The organism is Nostoc sp. MG11, from assembly GCF_014904695.1.
GTDB lineage: Bacteria > Cyanobacteriota > Cyanobacteriia > Cyanobacteriales > Nostocaceae > Komarekiella.
Map to the genome: position 1 here is coordinate 133,026 of NZ_JACXXN010000006.1, position 17,873 is coordinate 150,898.

The 17,873-nt window shown below is 39.9% G+C and carries 14 protein-coding genes and 1 pseudogene; 9 read left to right on the forward strand and 6 right to left on the reverse strand.

Translation table 11 applies throughout. The annotated features are described in order from the left end of the window. The first annotated feature begins 6 nt into the window (after positions 1-6). Positions 7-1,365, forward strand: coding sequence for a sensor histidine kinase (locus tag HCR01_RS11590; RefSeq protein WP_193196339.1), 1,359 nt, complete (start codon positions 7-9; stop codon positions 1,363-1,365). A gap of 469 nt (positions 1,366-1,834) precedes the next feature. Here the strand turns inward: HCR01_RS11590 and HCR01_RS11595 are convergent, their stop codons facing one another. The 3 genes from HCR01_RS11595 to larC form a co-directional block, all read right to left on the reverse strand. Further along, entirely contained in the window at positions 1,835-3,130 is a 1,296-nt protein-coding gene (locus HCR01_RS11595; protein ID WP_193196340.1) for a response regulator, read from the reverse strand. Then, positions 3,127-5,562 (reverse strand): hybrid sensor histidine kinase/response regulator, encoded by a 2,436-nt coding sequence (locus tag HCR01_RS11600; protein ID WP_193196341.1) that lies wholly within the window; start codon positions 5,560-5,562, stop codon positions 3,127-3,129. The genes HCR01_RS11595 and HCR01_RS11600 overlap by 4 nt, the downstream gene beginning before the upstream one ends. Positions 5,563-6,270: 708 nt before the next feature. After that, positions 6,271-7,548, reverse strand: coding sequence for a nickel pincer cofactor biosynthesis protein LarC (gene larC / locus HCR01_RS11605; protein ID WP_193196342.1), 1,278 nt, complete (start codon positions 7,546-7,548; stop codon positions 6,271-6,273). Positions 7,549-7,653: 105 nt separating this feature from the next. On the opposite strand from larC, the gene HCR01_RS11610 reads away from it, so the two are divergent. The 3 genes and pseudogenes from HCR01_RS11610 (at position 7,654) to HCR01_RS11620 (ending at position 10,914) form a co-directional block, all read left to right on the forward strand. Further along, positions 7,654-8,313, forward strand: a complete 660-nt coding sequence (locus HCR01_RS11610; RefSeq protein ID WP_193196343.1) for an L-threonylcarbamoyladenylate synthase — start codon at positions 7,654-7,656, stop codon at positions 8,311-8,313. Between the two features lie 395 nt (positions 8,314-8,708). Next, positions 8,709-9,929, forward strand: coding sequence for a HetZ-related protein (locus HCR01_RS11615; protein ID WP_193196516.1), 1,221 nt, complete (start codon positions 8,709-8,711; stop codon positions 9,927-9,929). Positions 9,930-10,424: 495 nt separating this feature from the next. Continuing rightward, a pseudogene (locus HCR01_RS11620) lies at positions 10,425-10,914 on the forward strand (PD-(D/E)XK nuclease superfamily protein). On the opposite strand, the gene HCR01_RS11625 reads toward HCR01_RS11620, so the two are convergent. Then, entirely contained in the window at positions 10,911-11,744 is an 834-nt protein-coding gene (locus tag HCR01_RS11625) for a DNA adenine methylase (protein WP_193196344.1), read from the reverse strand. The pseudogene HCR01_RS11620 and the gene HCR01_RS11625 overlap by 4 nt on opposite strands. Before the next feature lie 164 nt (positions 11,745-11,908). Here HCR01_RS11625 and HCR01_RS11630 point away from each other — a divergent pair, with 164 nt between their 5' ends. From HCR01_RS11630 to HCR01_RS11640, 3 genes are all read left to right on the forward strand, one after another. Continuing rightward, positions 11,909-12,115, forward strand: coding sequence for a DUF751 family protein (locus HCR01_RS11630; RefSeq protein ID WP_191756328.1), 207 nt, complete (start codon positions 11,909-11,911; stop codon positions 12,113-12,115). A 134-nt stretch (positions 12,116-12,249) separates the two neighbouring features. Then, on the forward strand, positions 12,250-12,657 hold the full coding sequence (rbfA, locus tag HCR01_RS11635; RefSeq protein WP_193196345.1) for a 30S ribosome-binding factor RbfA: 408 nt from the start codon (positions 12,250-12,252) through the stop codon (positions 12,655-12,657). Positions 12,658-13,565: 908 nt separating this feature from the next. Further along, entirely contained in the window at positions 13,566-13,802 is a 237-nt protein-coding gene (locus HCR01_RS11640; protein ID WP_096537447.1) for a DUF4327 family protein, read from the forward strand. Positions 13,803-14,181: 379 nt separating this feature from the next. Here the strand turns inward: HCR01_RS11640 and HCR01_RS11645 are convergent, their stop codons facing one another. Further along, positions 14,182-14,535 carry a hypothetical protein gene (locus tag HCR01_RS11645; protein WP_193196346.1) on the reverse strand — a complete coding sequence of 118 codons (354 nt, stop codon included), beginning with the start codon at positions 14,533-14,535 and terminating at the stop codon, positions 14,182-14,184. Between the two features lie 534 nt (positions 14,536-15,069). On the opposite strand from HCR01_RS11645, the gene HCR01_RS11650 reads away from it, so the two are divergent. Together HCR01_RS11650 and HCR01_RS11655 are read left to right on the forward strand one after the other, a co-directional pair. Next, on the forward strand, positions 15,070-15,972 hold the full coding sequence (locus HCR01_RS11650; RefSeq protein WP_193196347.1) for a cation diffusion facilitator family transporter: 903 nt from the start codon (positions 15,070-15,072) through the stop codon (positions 15,970-15,972). A 119-nt stretch (positions 15,973-16,091) separates the two neighbouring features. Further along, positions 16,092-17,306: a caspase family protein gene (locus tag HCR01_RS11655; protein ID WP_193196348.1), complete on the forward strand. Its 1,215-nt coding sequence runs from the start codon at positions 16,092-16,094 to the stop codon at positions 17,304-17,306. Positions 17,307-17,322: 16 nt separating this feature from the next. On the opposite strand, the gene HCR01_RS11660 is transcribed toward HCR01_RS11655, so the two are convergent. Beyond that, complete coding sequence (locus HCR01_RS11660; protein ID WP_193196349.1) at positions 17,323-17,727, reverse strand: response regulator; 405 nt, start codon at positions 17,725-17,727, stop codon at positions 17,323-17,325. Positions 17,728-17,873 lie beyond the last annotated feature (146 nt).

The following is a 17,873-nucleotide window of genomic DNA, read 5'->3' on the forward strand; positions in this document are numbered from 1 at the left end:
TGTCTAGTGTCAGAAGAATTCAGTTGCAAAATCTCACCACCATTTTTGTCTGAGGGTAACGATCGCGATCTCGGTTTAGAGTCAACCCTCGAAGAACTGCCAATGTACAATTTCCAAGTGGAAATCAACTGTACTGGTGCAGAAGTCGCTAATTTTTTTGAAAGATATCCCCTGCTACCAGGAGCAATCTTAGTAGAACAAGGAAAGTTCACGGGGATGATTTCGCGGCGACGACTACTAGAATTTTTGATTCGCCCTCATGGACAAGAAGTGTTTGTTCAGGAATCGTTAAGCGTTCTCTATAGCTATACGCGGACAACGATTTTGCTGCTTCCTGATACAACGCCGATTTTGACTGCGATGCAACTTAGCCTCAAGCGATCGCCAGAAATGTTAGCAGAACCAATTGTAGTCAAGACGGCATCTGGTGTCTACAGATTATTAGATGTACAGGAATTGAATATTACCTCTTGGCAAATTCAAGGAATCGAAAATCTAGTGCGGTATGAACGCAGCCAAGTTCAAATAATTCAAAATGATAAAATGGCTAATTTGGGGCGTTTAGTTGATGGAGTTGCACACGAAATTTTAGACCCTGTGGGTTTTATTTGGGGTAACTTAACTTATGTTTCAAACTACAGCCAAGACTTACTCAAACTAATAGCAGCTTACGACAAAGAGTTATCATCAACTTCCGCAGAAATTCTTGGGATTAAAGAAGAAATTGAATTTGATTTTCTCGAACAAGATTTATCGCGATCGCTTGCTAGTATCCGCACTGGAGCAGAAAGATTAAAAAAGCTCGTTACCAGCTTACAAAATTTCTGCCATATCGATGAAATTTATCCCAAACCAGTAGATTTACACGCCTGTATAGATAGTATTATTTTATTAATTAATAGCCGTCTCCAAGGAGAAATCGAAATCGTCAAACATTATGGTCAATTGCCTCCAGTGTATTGCTTTATGGGTCAGCTAAACCAGGTTTTGATGAATATTTTAAGTGAAGCTGTAGATACTTTACTAAATGAAGCAGTACGCCAGCAATTGCATTTTGAAGATACAAAAACTGCCCCAAAACCTCGAATTGAAATCACTACAGAAGTTATTTCGCAGGCAGCAAGTAACCCAAATGCACCAGATTCTCGATGGGTGTTAATTCACATTGCTGACAATGGCCCTGGAATGTCTCAGGAGTTACAACAACAAATTATTGAGTCTTTTTCTATGGAAAAAAAGGCTGGTAAAGAGACTAGTTTAGCAGTAAGCTATCGGATTATTCTGGCAAAACATGGTGGTAAATTAAATTTTCGTTCCCAGTTGGGTTTAGGCACTGAATTTGAAATACTTTTGCCTTTGGTATAGCAATATATAACAGAATTAAACCACAGATGAACGCAGATAAATTATCTATAGCAATCCGCTTTGATTTTTGAACTGGCTTGCGTAGGTAAGGAACCAGGGTAAGCGCATCTCAATTGGAGTTGACAAGTATAAAGTAGTATGATGGCTTCTAAAAACATCTATTGAGCGAGCAGGGTTAGTCTCATGACATCAGGATTTAAATCTCCTCGTATACAAACTCAAAACCTTTGAGCTTTGAGTATAACCAATGGACTGAGCTAACAGAACAGATGCAATCCTTTTTTAGCCAGATAAAAGATCCGCGTGTACCAAGAACTTGTGCTCACTTAGCTTATCAATAGCATTTGAGACACGCTTACCCTGATCTTCGCAGTACTTTTAGTAATTTTTTGATACCCTTTTTAATATTATTTTATAGTTGTAATTAATAATTTGGCATAAAAAGTACTGAAGAACTACAAATTCTAATTTATCGAATGGGTAGCTCAATGATAAACTCTATGCCTTCACCTGGTTTGGAATGGTATGTGAGTTTGCCGTGATGATTATTAACCACAATTTGGTAAGCAATAGATAGACCAAGCCCTGTTCCTTTACCGACAGGTTTTATTGTGTAAAATGCATCAAATGTTTTTGTTTGTTCTGCTTTATTTATACCTGAGCCATTGTCGGCAATTCTTAAAATAACTTGCTCTCCAATTGCCTCAGTTTTAATTTTAATCACACCAGGATGTTGATAAATTGTATCAAGGTCTTTATTTTTATATGTTTCTTCAATTGCATCGATCGCATTACAAATTAAATTCATAAAAACCTGATTCATTTCGCCAGGATAACATTCAATGAGTGGCAAATTTCCATATTCTTTGATTAGTTGTATATCTGGGCGATGAGCATTTGGTTTAAACCGATGTCCAAGAATGGGTAATGTACTTTCTAACCCTTCATGCAAGTTAGCTAATTTCTTGCCTGCTTCTCTATGTCGCGAGAAATTGTTCAAAGATGACACAATTTCTGTAACACGACTTGTACCGACTTGCATGGATTGAATAATTTTAGATAAATCATTTAGCAAAAAGCTGAGATCGCTTTTTTGAATCGCGGTTTGAATTTCATCTGGTGGATCAGGCAGATATTGTTGATAGAGAGAGAGTAAACTAACTACCTCCTTTACATACTGTTCAACAAAATTTAAGTTGCCAGCTATAAAATTGATGGGATTATTAACTTCATGAGCAATTCCTGCTGTCAGTTGACCTAAAGCTGCTACCTTTTCTACTTGAATCAGTTGAGTTTGAGTCTGTTGTAATTCGGCGTTTTTAGCAATCAAGGTTTTTGTCAAATTTCTCAGTTTTAGGTGATTTTCTATCCGCACTAAAACTTCTTCATGCTGAAAAGGTTTGGTAATATAGTCTACGGCTCCCAATTGTAAACCTTTGACTTTATCAGCGGTTTCTGAGAGAGCTGTCATAAAAATGACCGGAATATCTTGGACACGAGGATTGCTTTTTAGGTGTTTACAGGTTTCAAAACCATCTATACCGGGCATCATTACATCCAGCAAGATTAAATCAGGTAAATTATCATTTTCCAATCGCTGAAGGGCTTTCTCACCGCTGCGTGCTGCCCAAACTTCAAAGCTAGACTGATCCAGAAAGCTGGATAAAACTTGTAAATTGGCAGGGTTATCGTCAACGACTAAAACAATTCCCCTAGAAGGAGCGTAATTGATAGAATTTTTTTGGTCTCCAATAGTCGTTTTCATACTGTTTCCACCGCATATTGAGTCAAGAAACTGAGAATTAAATCTTCATCAAATTGCCTTGCTAGTTGCCGTAGTTCATTAGCAAATGGTGCGAAGGTTGTGTCTGTTTCCTCCAGTTGATCGGCCCATTTGATAATGGCATTGAAGTTACCTTTACTGGCTAAGGTGACTAGTTCCTGTAAGACTTGGGGGGAAGGAGGGGTTAATTGAGCAGATTGGCTATTTGCTGTTGTTGCTTCTTTGGGCTTTTCTCCATCAGACTGAGATTGCTTGTAAATCCATACCAAATTTAAGTATTGTTCTAGTTGATGGAATAATTCATCTACCTGTATAGGTTTGGTCAAGAAGGCGTTACCTCCAGCTTGCAGACTACGGTGTTGATCAGCTTCAAAGACACTAGCGGAAGAGACAATAATTTTGACATTCTGAATTTCTGGAGTGTGACGCAGGTGTTCAATTAATTCAAACCCATCCATTTCTGGCATCAGCAAATCTGTGATGATTAAGTCTGGCTTGAGGGTGATCGCTTTTTCTAAACCTTCTTTACCGTTGCTGGCTTCAACTACATTAAAACCCAGTGGTTGTAGTAAGTTTGTAATCACTGTGCGATTCTCCCAGCGATCGTCAACCATCAAGATGGTGTAGGGGCTACCTTCAAAGCCAATGATTTGTTTCTCTGATGCAGCCATCGCAGATTGTACCCAGTCAGTCGCTTCAGGAATCTCCAATTCAAACCAAAAGCTACTCCCCTGACCGATCTGACTCTTAACATGAATATCGCTACCCATCATCTGTACTAACTGCCGAGTAATAGCTAAACCCAGCCCTGTGCCTTCAGCTTGGCGCTTTTTCTCACCTACTTGTTCAAATGGCAAGAAAATTTTGCTCAATTCTGCGGGAGTTATGCCAATTCCGGTGTCTTCTACGGTACAGCGAAGGCGATGTTTCACTGTTTGCCCATCACTGGGAGGTTGATCGATTACTTCAATATTGAAAGTAACCTGACCTTCATCTGTAAATTTGATGGCATTTCCTAGCAGATTCAATAGCACCTGACGTAATCTTTTGACATCAACATGAACCCCTGTAGGCAAGTTGATCGCGGGTTTATAGACAAACAAAATGCCCTTTTGTTTTGCCCGAATGTGGCATATTTCGACAATTCCTTGGATAAATGAAGGGAAATGCACATCATAAGGATGCAGTTCTAACTTTTTCGCTTCAATTTTGGATAGATCCAAAATGTCATTAATTAAAGTCAGCAGATGAGAACCGCATTGTTCAATAATATTGACGTGATATTGCTCTTGATTAGGTAAAGCTGGGGAACGCAGCAAAATTTGAGCACAACCGAGAATGCCATTCAAGGGCGTTCGCAGTTCATGACTCATGTTGGCTAAAAATTCACTTTTAGCATGGTTGGCTGTATCAGCCGCAGCTTTAGATTTTTTCAGTTCAGCTTGTTCAAATGCTTGCACTTGCCACAAGACAGTAATCATGGTGATAGCCAGTCCACCGACAATTAAGGCGATCAAATCGAGAAATTGCAATCGAGATTCGATATTTTGGCGGGGAATCACCAAGGCCACAGACCAATTAGCGGCTTGCAACGGCAGATAAGCTACATACTTTTTAGTGCCGTCAATTTCCATTAACTCAATTCCCTGTTGTTTGTTTACCATCCTCTGGGCGATCGCATTTAAATTGCGATCGCCTATTTTCAGCAGGCTGGGTGCAGGTTTTTCTACGGTTGACATTAACGCCGAGTTAGGGTGGACGATCGCTTGTCCTTGAGAATTGAGGGCAAAAGCATAGCTGTTCGTGCCGTAGCGCAGAGAGTTGACAACCTCTGCAATGTGATCGACTCTCACATTGCCGTGAAAGACTCCGATCGGTGAACTACTGCTAGCAGAATTTGACGATATCGGGGTGGCGATCGCAATTAAAGGAATTCCTGTAGAACGGCTAATGAAGGGATCAGAAATGTTGCTCTTTCCTGCAATTGCTTTTTGAAAGAAGTCTCGATCCTGAATATTTTTATTTGATCGACCAACTTTCGTATTAGAAAATGAACCATCTGGGTTAACTATTTGGAAAAAGAAAAATTCATTAATCCGCTTGACTTCTGCTTTTAAATAGGGTTCTGCCACAGACCAGTTTAAGGAGCGTACAGTTGAAGTATTCGCCAGGGTTTGTACTTCCACTTGGCGAAGGTGTAACCACTCCTCAATTTCAGCACCTCCTCTCTGTACCTCTAAAAAAGCGCTCTGCCTCAAATCTTTGAGCATCATATTTCGAGCGGCTTGATAGCTGAAATAAGCAGAAATACTGACTACAAGGGTAGTGCCGCCAATAATAAATCGAATCAGTAAATTTCGCGAGGGATGATTTCCTCTGTCAGATGCCGATAGGCTGGAGTTGGCTTGTATCAAGGGCTAGCTCCTTAATCACATAGTTCGCTACCAAGAAATTCTAGGTTATCTTTAGATTGCCCAAGACATGACTGATCCTCACAGCTTTTGAGAAAATAATCGATAAATTTACAGTAAAGCTGTGTATTATGAGTTTTTATTTCAAAATATTCGTTAAAATACCCTAAAATTCCAATACATCACTAATTTTGCCGAGGGGTGCGATCGCCTACGACTGAGTAAGATATAATCGCAGCCGTAAGATATTTCAAAATTATGTCTTACTTCTGATGACTTCTCTGTAATGGACGAGAGAAGCAAACGGATAAGATAAAATTGCAGCAATGTCCTTCAAATACTTGTCGGGACTTTACTTATAAAAGTAAGCACGAATAAGAAAAAATTAAGCAATAACATTTTCTTAGTTGCTCCAAAATCTGCTGACAAAGGTTTCAGGCAGCCACTTCTTAGCATCACTCTTATCCAGCATTGGCTTAATGCTTTTCCCATCTGCTAGCCAATGCTGGGCAACAGCAGTGCGCGGTGTGCGCGGTCTTATTTAAGAAAACTGCTTGCTAGCAATGAATTTTCAATAGCTAATCTTTATCGTTTCTTTCTTTTAACTTATTCAGGCTGCTACAAATTCTAAATTCTACGTTATGAGGATTTTGTGAAATACCTTCAGTTCACAACCGCATAACGTTTTTTCCAAAGAGGTGTTTCTAAAGTCTATTTTTGATTTTCTAAATACCAACTATGCAGCGCCAACCGCTGAATTTCTCGCCAGGGAATATTATGTTTTAGTGCTAATTCTGCACAATCTTCATACTCTGGCTGCACATTATTAATCAGTTTTTCTTGTAATTTTCCCCTCCACGCCACTTTGACACGCACTTTGCCATATTTAGTTTCGACTTGTTGAATTTCTCGTTGCAAGATGGCACGTTGACCAGTTGTTCGCCGAATACCTAAAGTAGTGGTTTCGCGGAATAAAACAGCTTCACAACTTACTAAATTTTCTGGATGACAAATTACAGTTAGTAAAATCCCTGGACGAGATTTTTTCATCCCTATCGGTTGGGTAAAAACATCCACCGCACCAGCGGTAAACAATGCCTCAAACACATAACCGATCGCCTGCGGATTTAAGTCATCAATCTGAGTTTCTAGAACCGATATACTTTCTAAAGTAGGGCTAGTAGCTTCAGAATCGGTAACATTAAACTGTAGACTGGTGCTTTCACCCAACCAAAGGCGTAGTATGTTGGGGATGGTTAAATTTAGGGAACCTGCTCCCAGTCCTACTTGTTTAATAGTAATCGCCGGTGGCGCACCAAAATCTCTTGCCAAAGTAGTGGCGATCGCGGCTCCTGTTGGTGTCACCAGTTCTCGTTCAATGCCGTTGCTATAAACCGGACAACCCCGCATTTCCCACAACTTCAATACAGCTGGTACTGGTACTGCCATCTGACCATGTGCTGCCCGAACAGTGCCGCCACCTGTCGGGAATGCTGAGCAGTATAGTAAGGGCAATCCTTCATTATTACTTTCGATACCCAACCAATCCAACCCTAGGCAAGTACCAACGATATCCGCGATCGCATCTACTGCACCCACTTCATGGAAATGAACTTTTTCTGGGGCAATACCATGTACTGCCCCTTCTGCTGCTGCTAGCTGTCGGAATACTGCCAAACTCCAAGCTTCTGCCCGTGATGGCAACCCTGCTTGGAGAATCATCCGCTCTATTTCTGGCAGGTGGCGTCCATGATAGTGACTGTGTTCATGATCGTGGTCGTGGTGATGAGCTAAATCCACATGAACTTTAGTCGCCTCCTGACCATTACGTTGAACAAGTTCCGTTCTTAAATGGTACTCCTGTTCAATTCCCAACCCATTAATTTTTTCAACCAAATACTCTACAGGAACCCCTAGACTTACCAAGGCTCCCAGGCACATATCACCAGAAATTCCAGTCGGACATTGAAGATAAGCTATTTTATTCATAGTTATTTGTCAATGGTCATTAGTCATTAGTCATTAGTCATTAAATTACTTCCCCCCATTCCCCATTCTCCATTCCCCCTTGCCCAATTCCCCAATCCTCGTTCTATGGCAAAAATTTTCCCCGTTCATCCGGACAATCCTCAAATTCGTCGAATAGAGGAAATAAAGTCGGCGCTCTCTAGTGGCGCAGTCATGCTTTATCCTACTGATACAGTTTATGCGATTGGTTGTGATTTGAATGCTAAGTCGGCGGTAGAACGAGTGCGGCAAATTAAGCAGCTAGCGAATGATAAACCACTGACATTTTTATGTCCCTCGCTTTCAAATGTGGCAACTTATGCCTTCGTAAGTGACACAGCCTATCGGATTATGAAGCGCCTAATACCTGGCCCATACACATTTTTGCTACCAGCGACCAAGTTAGTACCGCGATTAGCGCAAAATCCCAAGCGAAAAACTACTGGGATTCGAGTGCCAAATCATAATGCGTGTTTAGCTTTGTTGGCAGCGTTAGGCAATCCGATTATTTCGACTTCAGCACACCTGCCACCAGATGAGGCAGATGATGGGATAGATCGAGTAGATCCAGAACCTATTCTGTCGCGGGTGGAGCTATTTGACCGTTTGGACAACTTGGTAGATGTAATTGTAGATACTGGCGAGGAACCTACTTATGAAGTGTCTACTATTTTGGACTTGACAGGAGAGGAAGCAATGATTACACGACGAGGTTTAGGTTGGGAAGCAGCAGCAGCATGGGTATAAAAAGTATACTTCATCGGTGCATCCCTGAGTTTCGGAAAATTTTATAAAAAGGCTCCAGTTTTGAAATTGTCATATTTCGAGGCGATGTCTATGATCGCCTAGTCCTACGCAATGTATAGAGCATAATGGCGACAAAAGTCGGCATAGCAAGGCATTTGACAACTTTGATAAAATCGTGGATACATCTGTATCAGTGTCGATATAGTAACTTGTGAAAAAACCGACACATTGATATCCCTGTAACTTTTTCAGATTTACTACAGTCTTATATATGAACCTGATATGTGAGCAGTACATGCAGCAAGTCTTGATGGATGAATACCAAAAGATTCTTCAGCCAAAACTTGCTGTGTCTGCGTTGTAATTACGGTGCAATACTACTCCCTACAAAAGTTATGAAAGCTAACGTCGTCAATCTACCAAACTCTACACCCACTTTTGAAAACCACGTTTCGACCGAAGAATTATCAGCCAGTAACACTAATAGCTTGATCGAACTGCTGTGTCAGGAAATACCAGATCAAGTGAAAGCAGCACCCAGGTGTGTAGAAGCTTTAGCAAAGCGCATAGCCAAAGAAGTAGAACGCATTTGCGATAAAAGCTCTCGTATCCAAACATCTGGGCAAATTAAGTCTTGGCAAATTACCTTGGGAAGGCATCGTCTGCAAAAGTGCTTACGTTACTACCAACTAGGTTCAAAACAAGGGCGTGTAGAGTTACACAGCACTTTAGGTGCTATGGTTTACCGCCACGTAACTATATCAGGCTCGGAGTTGGGGTTTGAGGCTCGTTACAACCTAATTGAAGATTTTCTGCAAGCATTTTATATCGAAGCTATCAAAGCTTTCCGTAGAGAAAACGAACTACCTGATGATCACACACCGCGTACTCAGTTGCAATTGGCGGAATATATGGCATTTACAGAGCAGTATGCCAAACGCCGCATCAATTTACCAGGTGGTGCAAATCAGCAATTAATTATCTTACGTGCTCAAGGTTTTGCTCGTCGCCAACCTCAAGAAACCACTGTGGATATTGAAATGGCGGTGGAGTCTGCTAAGGGTGAAGAAGCAGAATCTTACCAGCGTAACTCGGCGGTGCAACAGCTGAGATCGCAAATGATTGCACAAACTAATTTTGATCCATCTGAAGAGTCAGAACGCGATCGCGTCATCTCAGAATTAATGAAATACCTGGAGTCGCAAGGTCAATCTGACTGTATGAACTACCTCAGCCTCAAACTTCAAGACCTCTCAGCACCAGAAATTGACCAAATTCTCGGTTTAACTAGCCGTCAGCGCGACTATCTGCAACAGCGGTTTAAATACCATGTAGAAAAGTTTGCCAAGCAACACCACTGGCAATTAGTACATCAATGGTTAGGCGCGGGTTTAGAACAAAAGTTAGGTCTATCTTCTCAGCAATGGGAAGCTTTTGTAAATCAACTCACAGAACAGCAACAGCAAATTTTACAATTGAAAACAGCCCGGCAAAATGACCAGGCGATCGCCAAAGTCATCAAATGCACACCCAAACAGCTACAAAAGCGCTGGACTCAACTATTAGAACTAGCGTGGGCTATTCGCAACGGTAATACTGATGTCCAAGCAGGTTAAGCCAAGGCAAAATCATTGAATTTGCCTAAACTTGATCCCAGTTGTTACAGATTTTCCTCATTATTTGACCACAAAAAATCTTTTCTAATTATTTCCCGCTTTAGATTCTGATCCAGGAGAGCGGTTCGAGCCAGGTCAATCTAAATTAGATCAATCGCGCTTTATTTAATCCACAATCGTTTAACAACTCATTCCTTATCTAAATTACTAAGTAGAATGTAAAGTAAAAATTCTGTTTGTAGTGAGTGATTTATCGCTCTGTGTGAACTTTTAAAAGGCTGAAGCCCTTACTACAAGCTTTTATTCAATTAAGTCCTGATACTTAATATATTTGTATTTATTTAGTACAAGAGTACCAAAGATTTTTGATTTTATAGTTATTAATCAAGCGTTTCGCATCAAAAATCAAAAATTCATATTAAGCAGCTAACCATTTGCTACTGCTTCCGTGGAATCCTAGGATAAGTGGGACTTTTGGCAGAAGGATTTAGTAGGATGGCTCTGACTCAAGGCGGACGGGCAAATCAGGCAGGAAAAATTCTCGAAAGTAATGTAGAAGCAATCTTGAATGGGCATCATTATTTCCAAGTAGGTAACTATATTCAAAAAGAATTTTTATTAACTGCTAGTTTGTTACCAAAACGCTACGCCAAGCAAGTTTATATTGGAACAGGGATTTATCAAACTGCTCTGAAAGTTGACTTTTATATTGTTGGTTTACCTATCATGCCATCGGGATTAATTATCGAGTGCAAATGGCAAGAAAGTGGTGGTTCTGTTGATGAAAAATTTCCTTATTTAAGTATGAATATTCAGTACTCTTACCCAGCACCTACTATCGTAGTTATAGGAGGTGAAGGAATGAGATAAGGCGCAATTAAAAGGCGCAATTAAATGGTTAAGAAAACAAGTCACATATAATCAGAATTTATTAGCAGTTTATAGTTTAGATAGATTTATTGCCTGGGCAAATAAGCATTTCTAATATGATGTAATTAATAACTCATAAATCATTCCCCTTTTTTTTGTATTAGAATTTATTGAGCGTGCTGCCACTATAGAGTAAATATTAAAATTAATTTGCTTGTACAACTTTCTAATATATTCACAATCAGAATTACACACCATAACTTTAACACCACGACTTGCTAGCTCAGCACAAGTATCTCTCAAACATTCTTGGTCTTTTTGATCAAAAGAATTCTGACTATAACCAGTAAAATAACTAGTGCTACTTATAGGATGATAAGGTGGGTCGCAGAAGACAAAATCATCATTGCCTGTTGCATAATTTAGTATATCTGCAAAATCTGCTTGTTTAATCTCAGATGCAGAAAGTGCTACGGAAGCTGCTCGCAGTAAGTCTTCAGGACAGATATTGGGATTGTCGTACCTACCTAATGGCACATTAAATTTTCCCTGTGAGTTGACGCGGTAAAGACCATTAAAACAAGTTTTATTGAGATAAATTAGACGAGCAGCTTTCTCTAAATTAGTAAACTTTAAGGTAGCTCGCATACTGTAGTAATAATCTCTATTATGTCGGATTTTATGCTCTTTTAAAATAGAAATTAATTCCTCGACGTTATCCCTAACACAACGATATGTAGTAATTAATTCGGCGTTAATATCAGTTAAAATCGCTGTGGTTGGTTGGAGATAGAAAAAAACAGCACCACCACCTAAGAATGGCTCATAGTAAGTCTGATAGCTTTTGGGAAAATAAGGAATATATTGCTGAATTAACCTACTTTTACCCCCTGCCCACTTCAAAAATGGACGCGGGCAAGTCTCCTTTGGGATTTGAATTACCATTTACTTCCGATTTAACTGAAATAATCGCTACTAAATATAGCTAATATAGCTGACGAACCATATTTTATATTAACTGGGTAATTTTCCAGCCGCATAGATTACAATTGAATGGATAAATCACATGAAAACAAACGTAAGTATATAACAAGGCAGTTTAAATTCAGATGTTTGATGGATTTTGGGATAACGTATTTCGCTACCCCCGCTACTTCATTACTGTGCTTTTAGGTGTGTTTTTGAACACCTTTGAGCCATTGATGCCGCTGTTAAAGCGTCCCATCACCTTGATTGCTATCTTAGGTTTATTTATTAGCACTCTGGTATTCATTACTTTCACCTTACGTGCAATGCTGGGCTTGAGTACAATCTAGACTAGGACTTTGCCCCGCGGACAGTTGCTTTTAGTGTTGCGTAGTCTTTGCCCAACCTAGGCATCGCCAAATACTGTCTAATCAACTTGCATCTATATTATGTTACACAACCTCTGTGTGGAGGCGAAATTATTATGGCTACAAATCGCCGAGTTTCCCGTGTTGCTGAATTAATCAAACGGGAAGTTAGCCAAATGCTGCTCAATGGCATTAAGGATGACCGTGTGGCTACGGGAATGGTGAGTGTTACCGATGTTGATGTTTCTGGTGATCTTCAACACGCCAAAATCTATGTCAGCATCTATGGTACAGACGAAGCCAAGGCAGAAACAATGGCAGGCTTAAAATCGGCGACGGGTTACGTCCGCAGTGAACTTGGTGCGCGGGTGAGGCTACGGCGGACACCAGAGGTAGTTTTTATCGAAGACCGCTCCATTGAACGGGGTAATAAAGTGCTATCGCTATTGAACCAACTCAAGCATGAGCGTTCACCAGAAGATTTGGCTGCTGTAGAGGAAGGTACAAATCAAGATGATGAATAATCTCGTGAATCAGTAACTTAAATAACAATGTAACTTTAGAACAATTAATCTCTAGAAATTCGCCAAACAGTTTACAGACGTGATTAAATCGCGTCTGTTTTAATTTGACTATACCTATTTCAGGCTTTGGTAGTTGCATATATACGCTTTACTGTTTGTCTTGGTTTGCGTCTATTCTCTACTCCAAGGAATGCACTTTTTATGTGGTTGACGCACTGGCCCTTCTGTACAGATATCTAAATACTGTGAGTACTGTCGTAGTTGGTAGTAAAATATTTTACTAAAAGATTCGGATATTACCTGATATAAGCGAATTTTCGCTAATTCATAATGCAAAATAAGTGTTTATCCAGGAGATTCTGTGTAATAAAAGTGTTGAAATTAACTGAGGGGTTACGTAATTATTGAAAAAATTGATAACAGATGCTAGGCTAAAAGCTTTCGTGGTCTACGTCAACAAATTATGTTTTGCAACAATTTATACCTTACCTCGTGGCACATATTTCTGACTTGTTTTCCTTTGAACAAACACTAGTAACCCTGGATAGGGTTTTACGGTGATTAACTTGGTATATTAAGCGATCGCCAGATGAATTATTGCCGCGCACCAAATTATGTTTTTAGCCAGCTACAGCAATTTCAGACCTGTTGAATCGGAGTCACACAGCCAGCCTGACAGGTTAAGTTAACTACTCTGACATTTTTAATGTGAAGCAGATGTTAGGAAAATGTCAGGAAACGTTGACTTTGTTAACATATCTTTAAATAATTTTAGGGTCTGTAGCGTCAAAATGGAAACAGTTCCGTATAGCAAACTACAAAACCCTAGCCACAAGTCTAACTTTGCTATGTTTGTTCTCAATAGATGACGGGAACACTATTTACGTGTAAATTTGTGAGTAAAAACCATGAGTGTCAATACGGTGCCCTCTATCAATTACTACTCTCTAGACGTGATCCAGGACGAAGCACGCCGACTAGTGCAAAAGGGAATGGTCAGCCGACAACAGCCAATATATACACTCTGCCAATACATTCCAGCCAGAGAGTGGGTTTGTGTTGAATGTGAATTAGAGAAATGTGACTTTCTGTTACGCGATCGCATTGGCGACCTGATTGGTCGTGAAGAATGGGATAACGACTAATCAATCTTTGATTTCAGATTTTGGGTTGAGAGTTTATTTTCGATGTCTGGATTTCAGCATAAAAGATTCAACACCCGATCTGAGGGATAATCTCTGTTTTTATTAGCATTGCCCGATCAACAATCTTCCATCTTCCATAAACGCAGAAGCATTAGAGCCTGAATTTATACAATTTTTCAAATTAGCCTGGGTTTCGCCAACGCCTATGGTGAACGGCGAATGCATCGGAACCAGTTGCTTGTATATCCGTTTCTACAACTTGAGTGTAGTATGTAGATTCCCTGTCCGGGGCTGTTCTCAATATGGAACTGCTCCGGTCATTTTTTTAGGAGTATTTCCATCCACGTCGCCTCAAGGCTGAATCCCAATACTTTTCGGATTATCCTACTTGATCTAAATATTGATTAATATCTTCAATGATGCGGGTAAGCTCTGCTTCTGTAGTCAAGCGAATATTGACATTGCGGACGGTAAGTAGAACTTTCGCAGCGAAGGGAGTCGGCCAGATATTAGGATTGCAGAAAACTTCTAAAAATACCTCACCCGTATAACGATATTCTAAGGGAGGCTGGGGAGTAACTTTACCACCGGCAGGAGTGGGTTTAGCGGCGACAGCTTTTAAACGCTCCATCAATTTATCTGTTGCTGCTTTTAATTCCCGTGCTGCTTGGGCTGAAAAACTAAAGGAGACAGAACCTTCAATTAGATTGAGTGTTAAAGGAGTTGAAGACATCAGTTTTTTATTAAAGCTTCTTGATAATTACTAATATTACCAAAATATGTGGTCAAGCCTGATGTTTTCAGACCAGAGGTAGAGATAACTCAAAAAGCGTTTATCTAACAAAACGACAACGGACGTATGGAACCGGAAATACAGAATTTGCTTACTGAGTTATAAAACAGACGAATTCCAAAGGAAAATGATAGTTTTTCTTTGGGTAGCATTGGTTTCAATAAAATCCTTTACATGGGGCTAATTTTGACACGGTGGTGTGAACTTACTGGAGCATTTAGAGACAGAGAAAATTAATTAAAATTACCTTACTATTAATACTAAAAATATGCTGTTGTTAGCAAAGTCATTATCAACCTATATCAAGCTTGTAGCTGCTGTTAGTTAAAAATAATCTCAATAAATCTAGATAAACTTAGAGGTTGTAGAGAGCTTTAATCTTTATTGTGTAAGACTTTGATACATTTTATTTGTATTTATTTGTGTTTTGGGTTTTACATTAGAAGTCATAGAACTTGATGTTATAAATTATCTATGACTTACGATAACCGCACCGAAGTCCGAAAGGTTTTGATTATCACTCTACTGCTTAATCTATTTGTAATGAGTTTAAAAGCAGTTGTGGGGTACTCGACAGGTTCTTTAAGCTTGTTAGCTGATGCTTTGCATAGTGTTACCGATAGTGCAAATAATATTTTAGGATTGGTTGCTAGTAAGTTTTCTTCTCCACAACCCGATCGCGAGCATCCCTACGGACACCATAAATTTGAAGCTGTAGGAGCTTTAGGAATTGCTGCTTTTTTAGGAATAGCCTGCTTTGAAATTCTACAAGGAGCCATCGAACGAATTATCCAAGGTGGCGAACCTGTGAGAATTTCACTACCTGAATTGTGGTTATTACTAGTTGTGCTGGGTGTAAATATTTTTGTGGCGTTTTACGAGCGTAGCGTGGGTAAGCGGGTAAATAGCCCAATTTTAATTGCTGACGCTACACATACCATGAGCGATATTTGGGTGACAATATCTGTAATTGGCGGTTTGATCGGGGTTTGGCTAGGTTATCAATGGATGGATATAGTTTTAGCCTTTCCCGTTGCTTTGTTGGTATTTTGGAGTGGTTGGTCAGTTTTAAAAGAGAATTTGCCTTGGTTGGTGGATCAAATGGCGATCGCACCAGAAGCAATACACGCGATCGCTACTTCTGTTCCTGGCGTGGTTAACTGTCATGATATCGCCTCTCGCGGCGTTCTTGGTCGCCAGGTTTTCATAGAAATGCATTTAATAGTAGATGCACCAGATGTTGAAACTGCTCACCACATCACCGAAGAAGTAGAAAGCCGACTATCAGAGCGTTTTAGTCCAGTGAGGATTTTAATTCACGTCGAGCCACCTGCATATAAGTCTGAATATATTAGCTTTGAGGCTGGAGCGAAATAGCCTCTTCAAGGCTCAGATACCCGATTTCTTCAATAGAAATCGAGTATCTTGTTGTTCTATGTATTTAGGATTGCTATGGAGGTGCTGTAATGGAATAAATAACACAGTATAATTCCCAAATGCGCCGCTTATTAGTCAGTTTTACCTGTGGCTTGCTAATGGTAGTTCCACTTTCTAGCGAGGCGAGTCCACAACAGTCTCATGTTTGTCAAAGTAATCACTCAGCACCAAAATTTTTAGTTGTGGGTGGTGGTGGTGCGCCTTCTTTCAACGAAATTGCTTTAGAGAAAAATGTGCTTTTCTTTCAGCGCACTCTGCAATTCATGGGATACAACCCAAAGCAAGTTGCATCCATTTTCTTTGCTAATGGTAACGATGGACAAGCTTCTATCCGCTATATTGACCAGCAGGGAAGACAGCAATTTAAACGACCAAATATTCCCTACCTCAAAGGTGCTATTACTTTAAGTAATTTAGAGCGTTATTTCCAACAGCTAGCACAACAGAAAAATCCTAAAACTTCATTTTTATATTTCACAGGACACGGAGGACTGAATGAACAAGATTTAGATAATAATTCTTTTTACTTGTGGAATAAGCAACAGTTGAGTGTGAGACAGTTTTCCCAAATGTTGGACAAAATGTCTGCAAAAACACCTGTTGTTGCAATGATGGCTCAGTGCTTTTCTGGTTCTTTTGCTAATTTTATTTACGAGGGAGGAGATCCCAAGCGTCCTGTCGCACTTCAGACACGTTGTGGTTTTTTTGCTACGATTAAAAGTCTCCCTTCAGTAGGCTGTACACCAGAGGTAAACGAAGCTGATTATCGAGATTATAGTTCTAGTTTTTTTGCTGGTTTGAGTGGCCGCGATCGCACAGGTAAAGCTGTTAGTTCCGCCGACTATAATAAAGATGGACGAATTGCTTATGCTGAAGCTCATGCGTTCGCTAAAGTCGATGAAAAATCGATAGATTTACCAATATCTACCTCTGAAGCTTGGTTACAAAACAAATTTTCTGTAAAACCAGAAAAAACAATTTTAAGTCAATCAATTAGCCAGATTTTACAGACTGCTCGTCCAGAACAAAGCTACGTAGTTAATTCTTTAGTTAATAGGTTTGAGTTAGACAAGCAAAAGCCTGTTTTGCAAAGCTTGAATAGTGTAAATAGCCAAAAAATTCAAACCGATGAACAACAGGCTGATCTCAAACGTCTGGAGATGGAACTAATTAACATCGCTGTTGAAAAGCAAATCCGCACTTCGAGGAATCAAAAAGATATTAATACACTTGAGCGATTAGTGAAGTGCGAAAGTGGTTCTTGGGAAAAATAAATTCCAAGGGTAACAATTACCAATTACAAGAAGCAACCAAACCAGTAATGATCGCAACTAGTTCTTCTGGATCAATGGGTTTAGAAACATGAGTATGAAAACCAGCTTCTAAAGCGCGGATACGATCCTCACTATCGCCATAGGCTGTTAAGGCAATAGCCAAGACTTGTCCACCATTATCTGGCTTTTGCGCCCTTACCTTGCGGATTAGAGTGTAGCCATCTTCACCAGGCATAGCAATATCAGAAATCAATACATCGGGTTGCAATTCAGGTAATACTTGCCGTGCTGCTGCTGCTGATGCAACTGCCATGACGGTGGCTCCATCTGCTTCTAATACGGTAGTAATATAAAAGCGAGTATCATCATCATCATCAACTACAAGGATATTTAAGCCAGCAAGCGAGAGAGGAGGTTCCATAACATCTCCATTGACGTTGTAAAAATGAGAATAATTGCGAATGTTCTGGTTATTTTTCTCAAGTAACATACCATTGGCAATTTTACTGCGATCGCGCCAATTTTACCTAGCGAATCACTCAATCTATCTAGCCGTAATCCTATTTG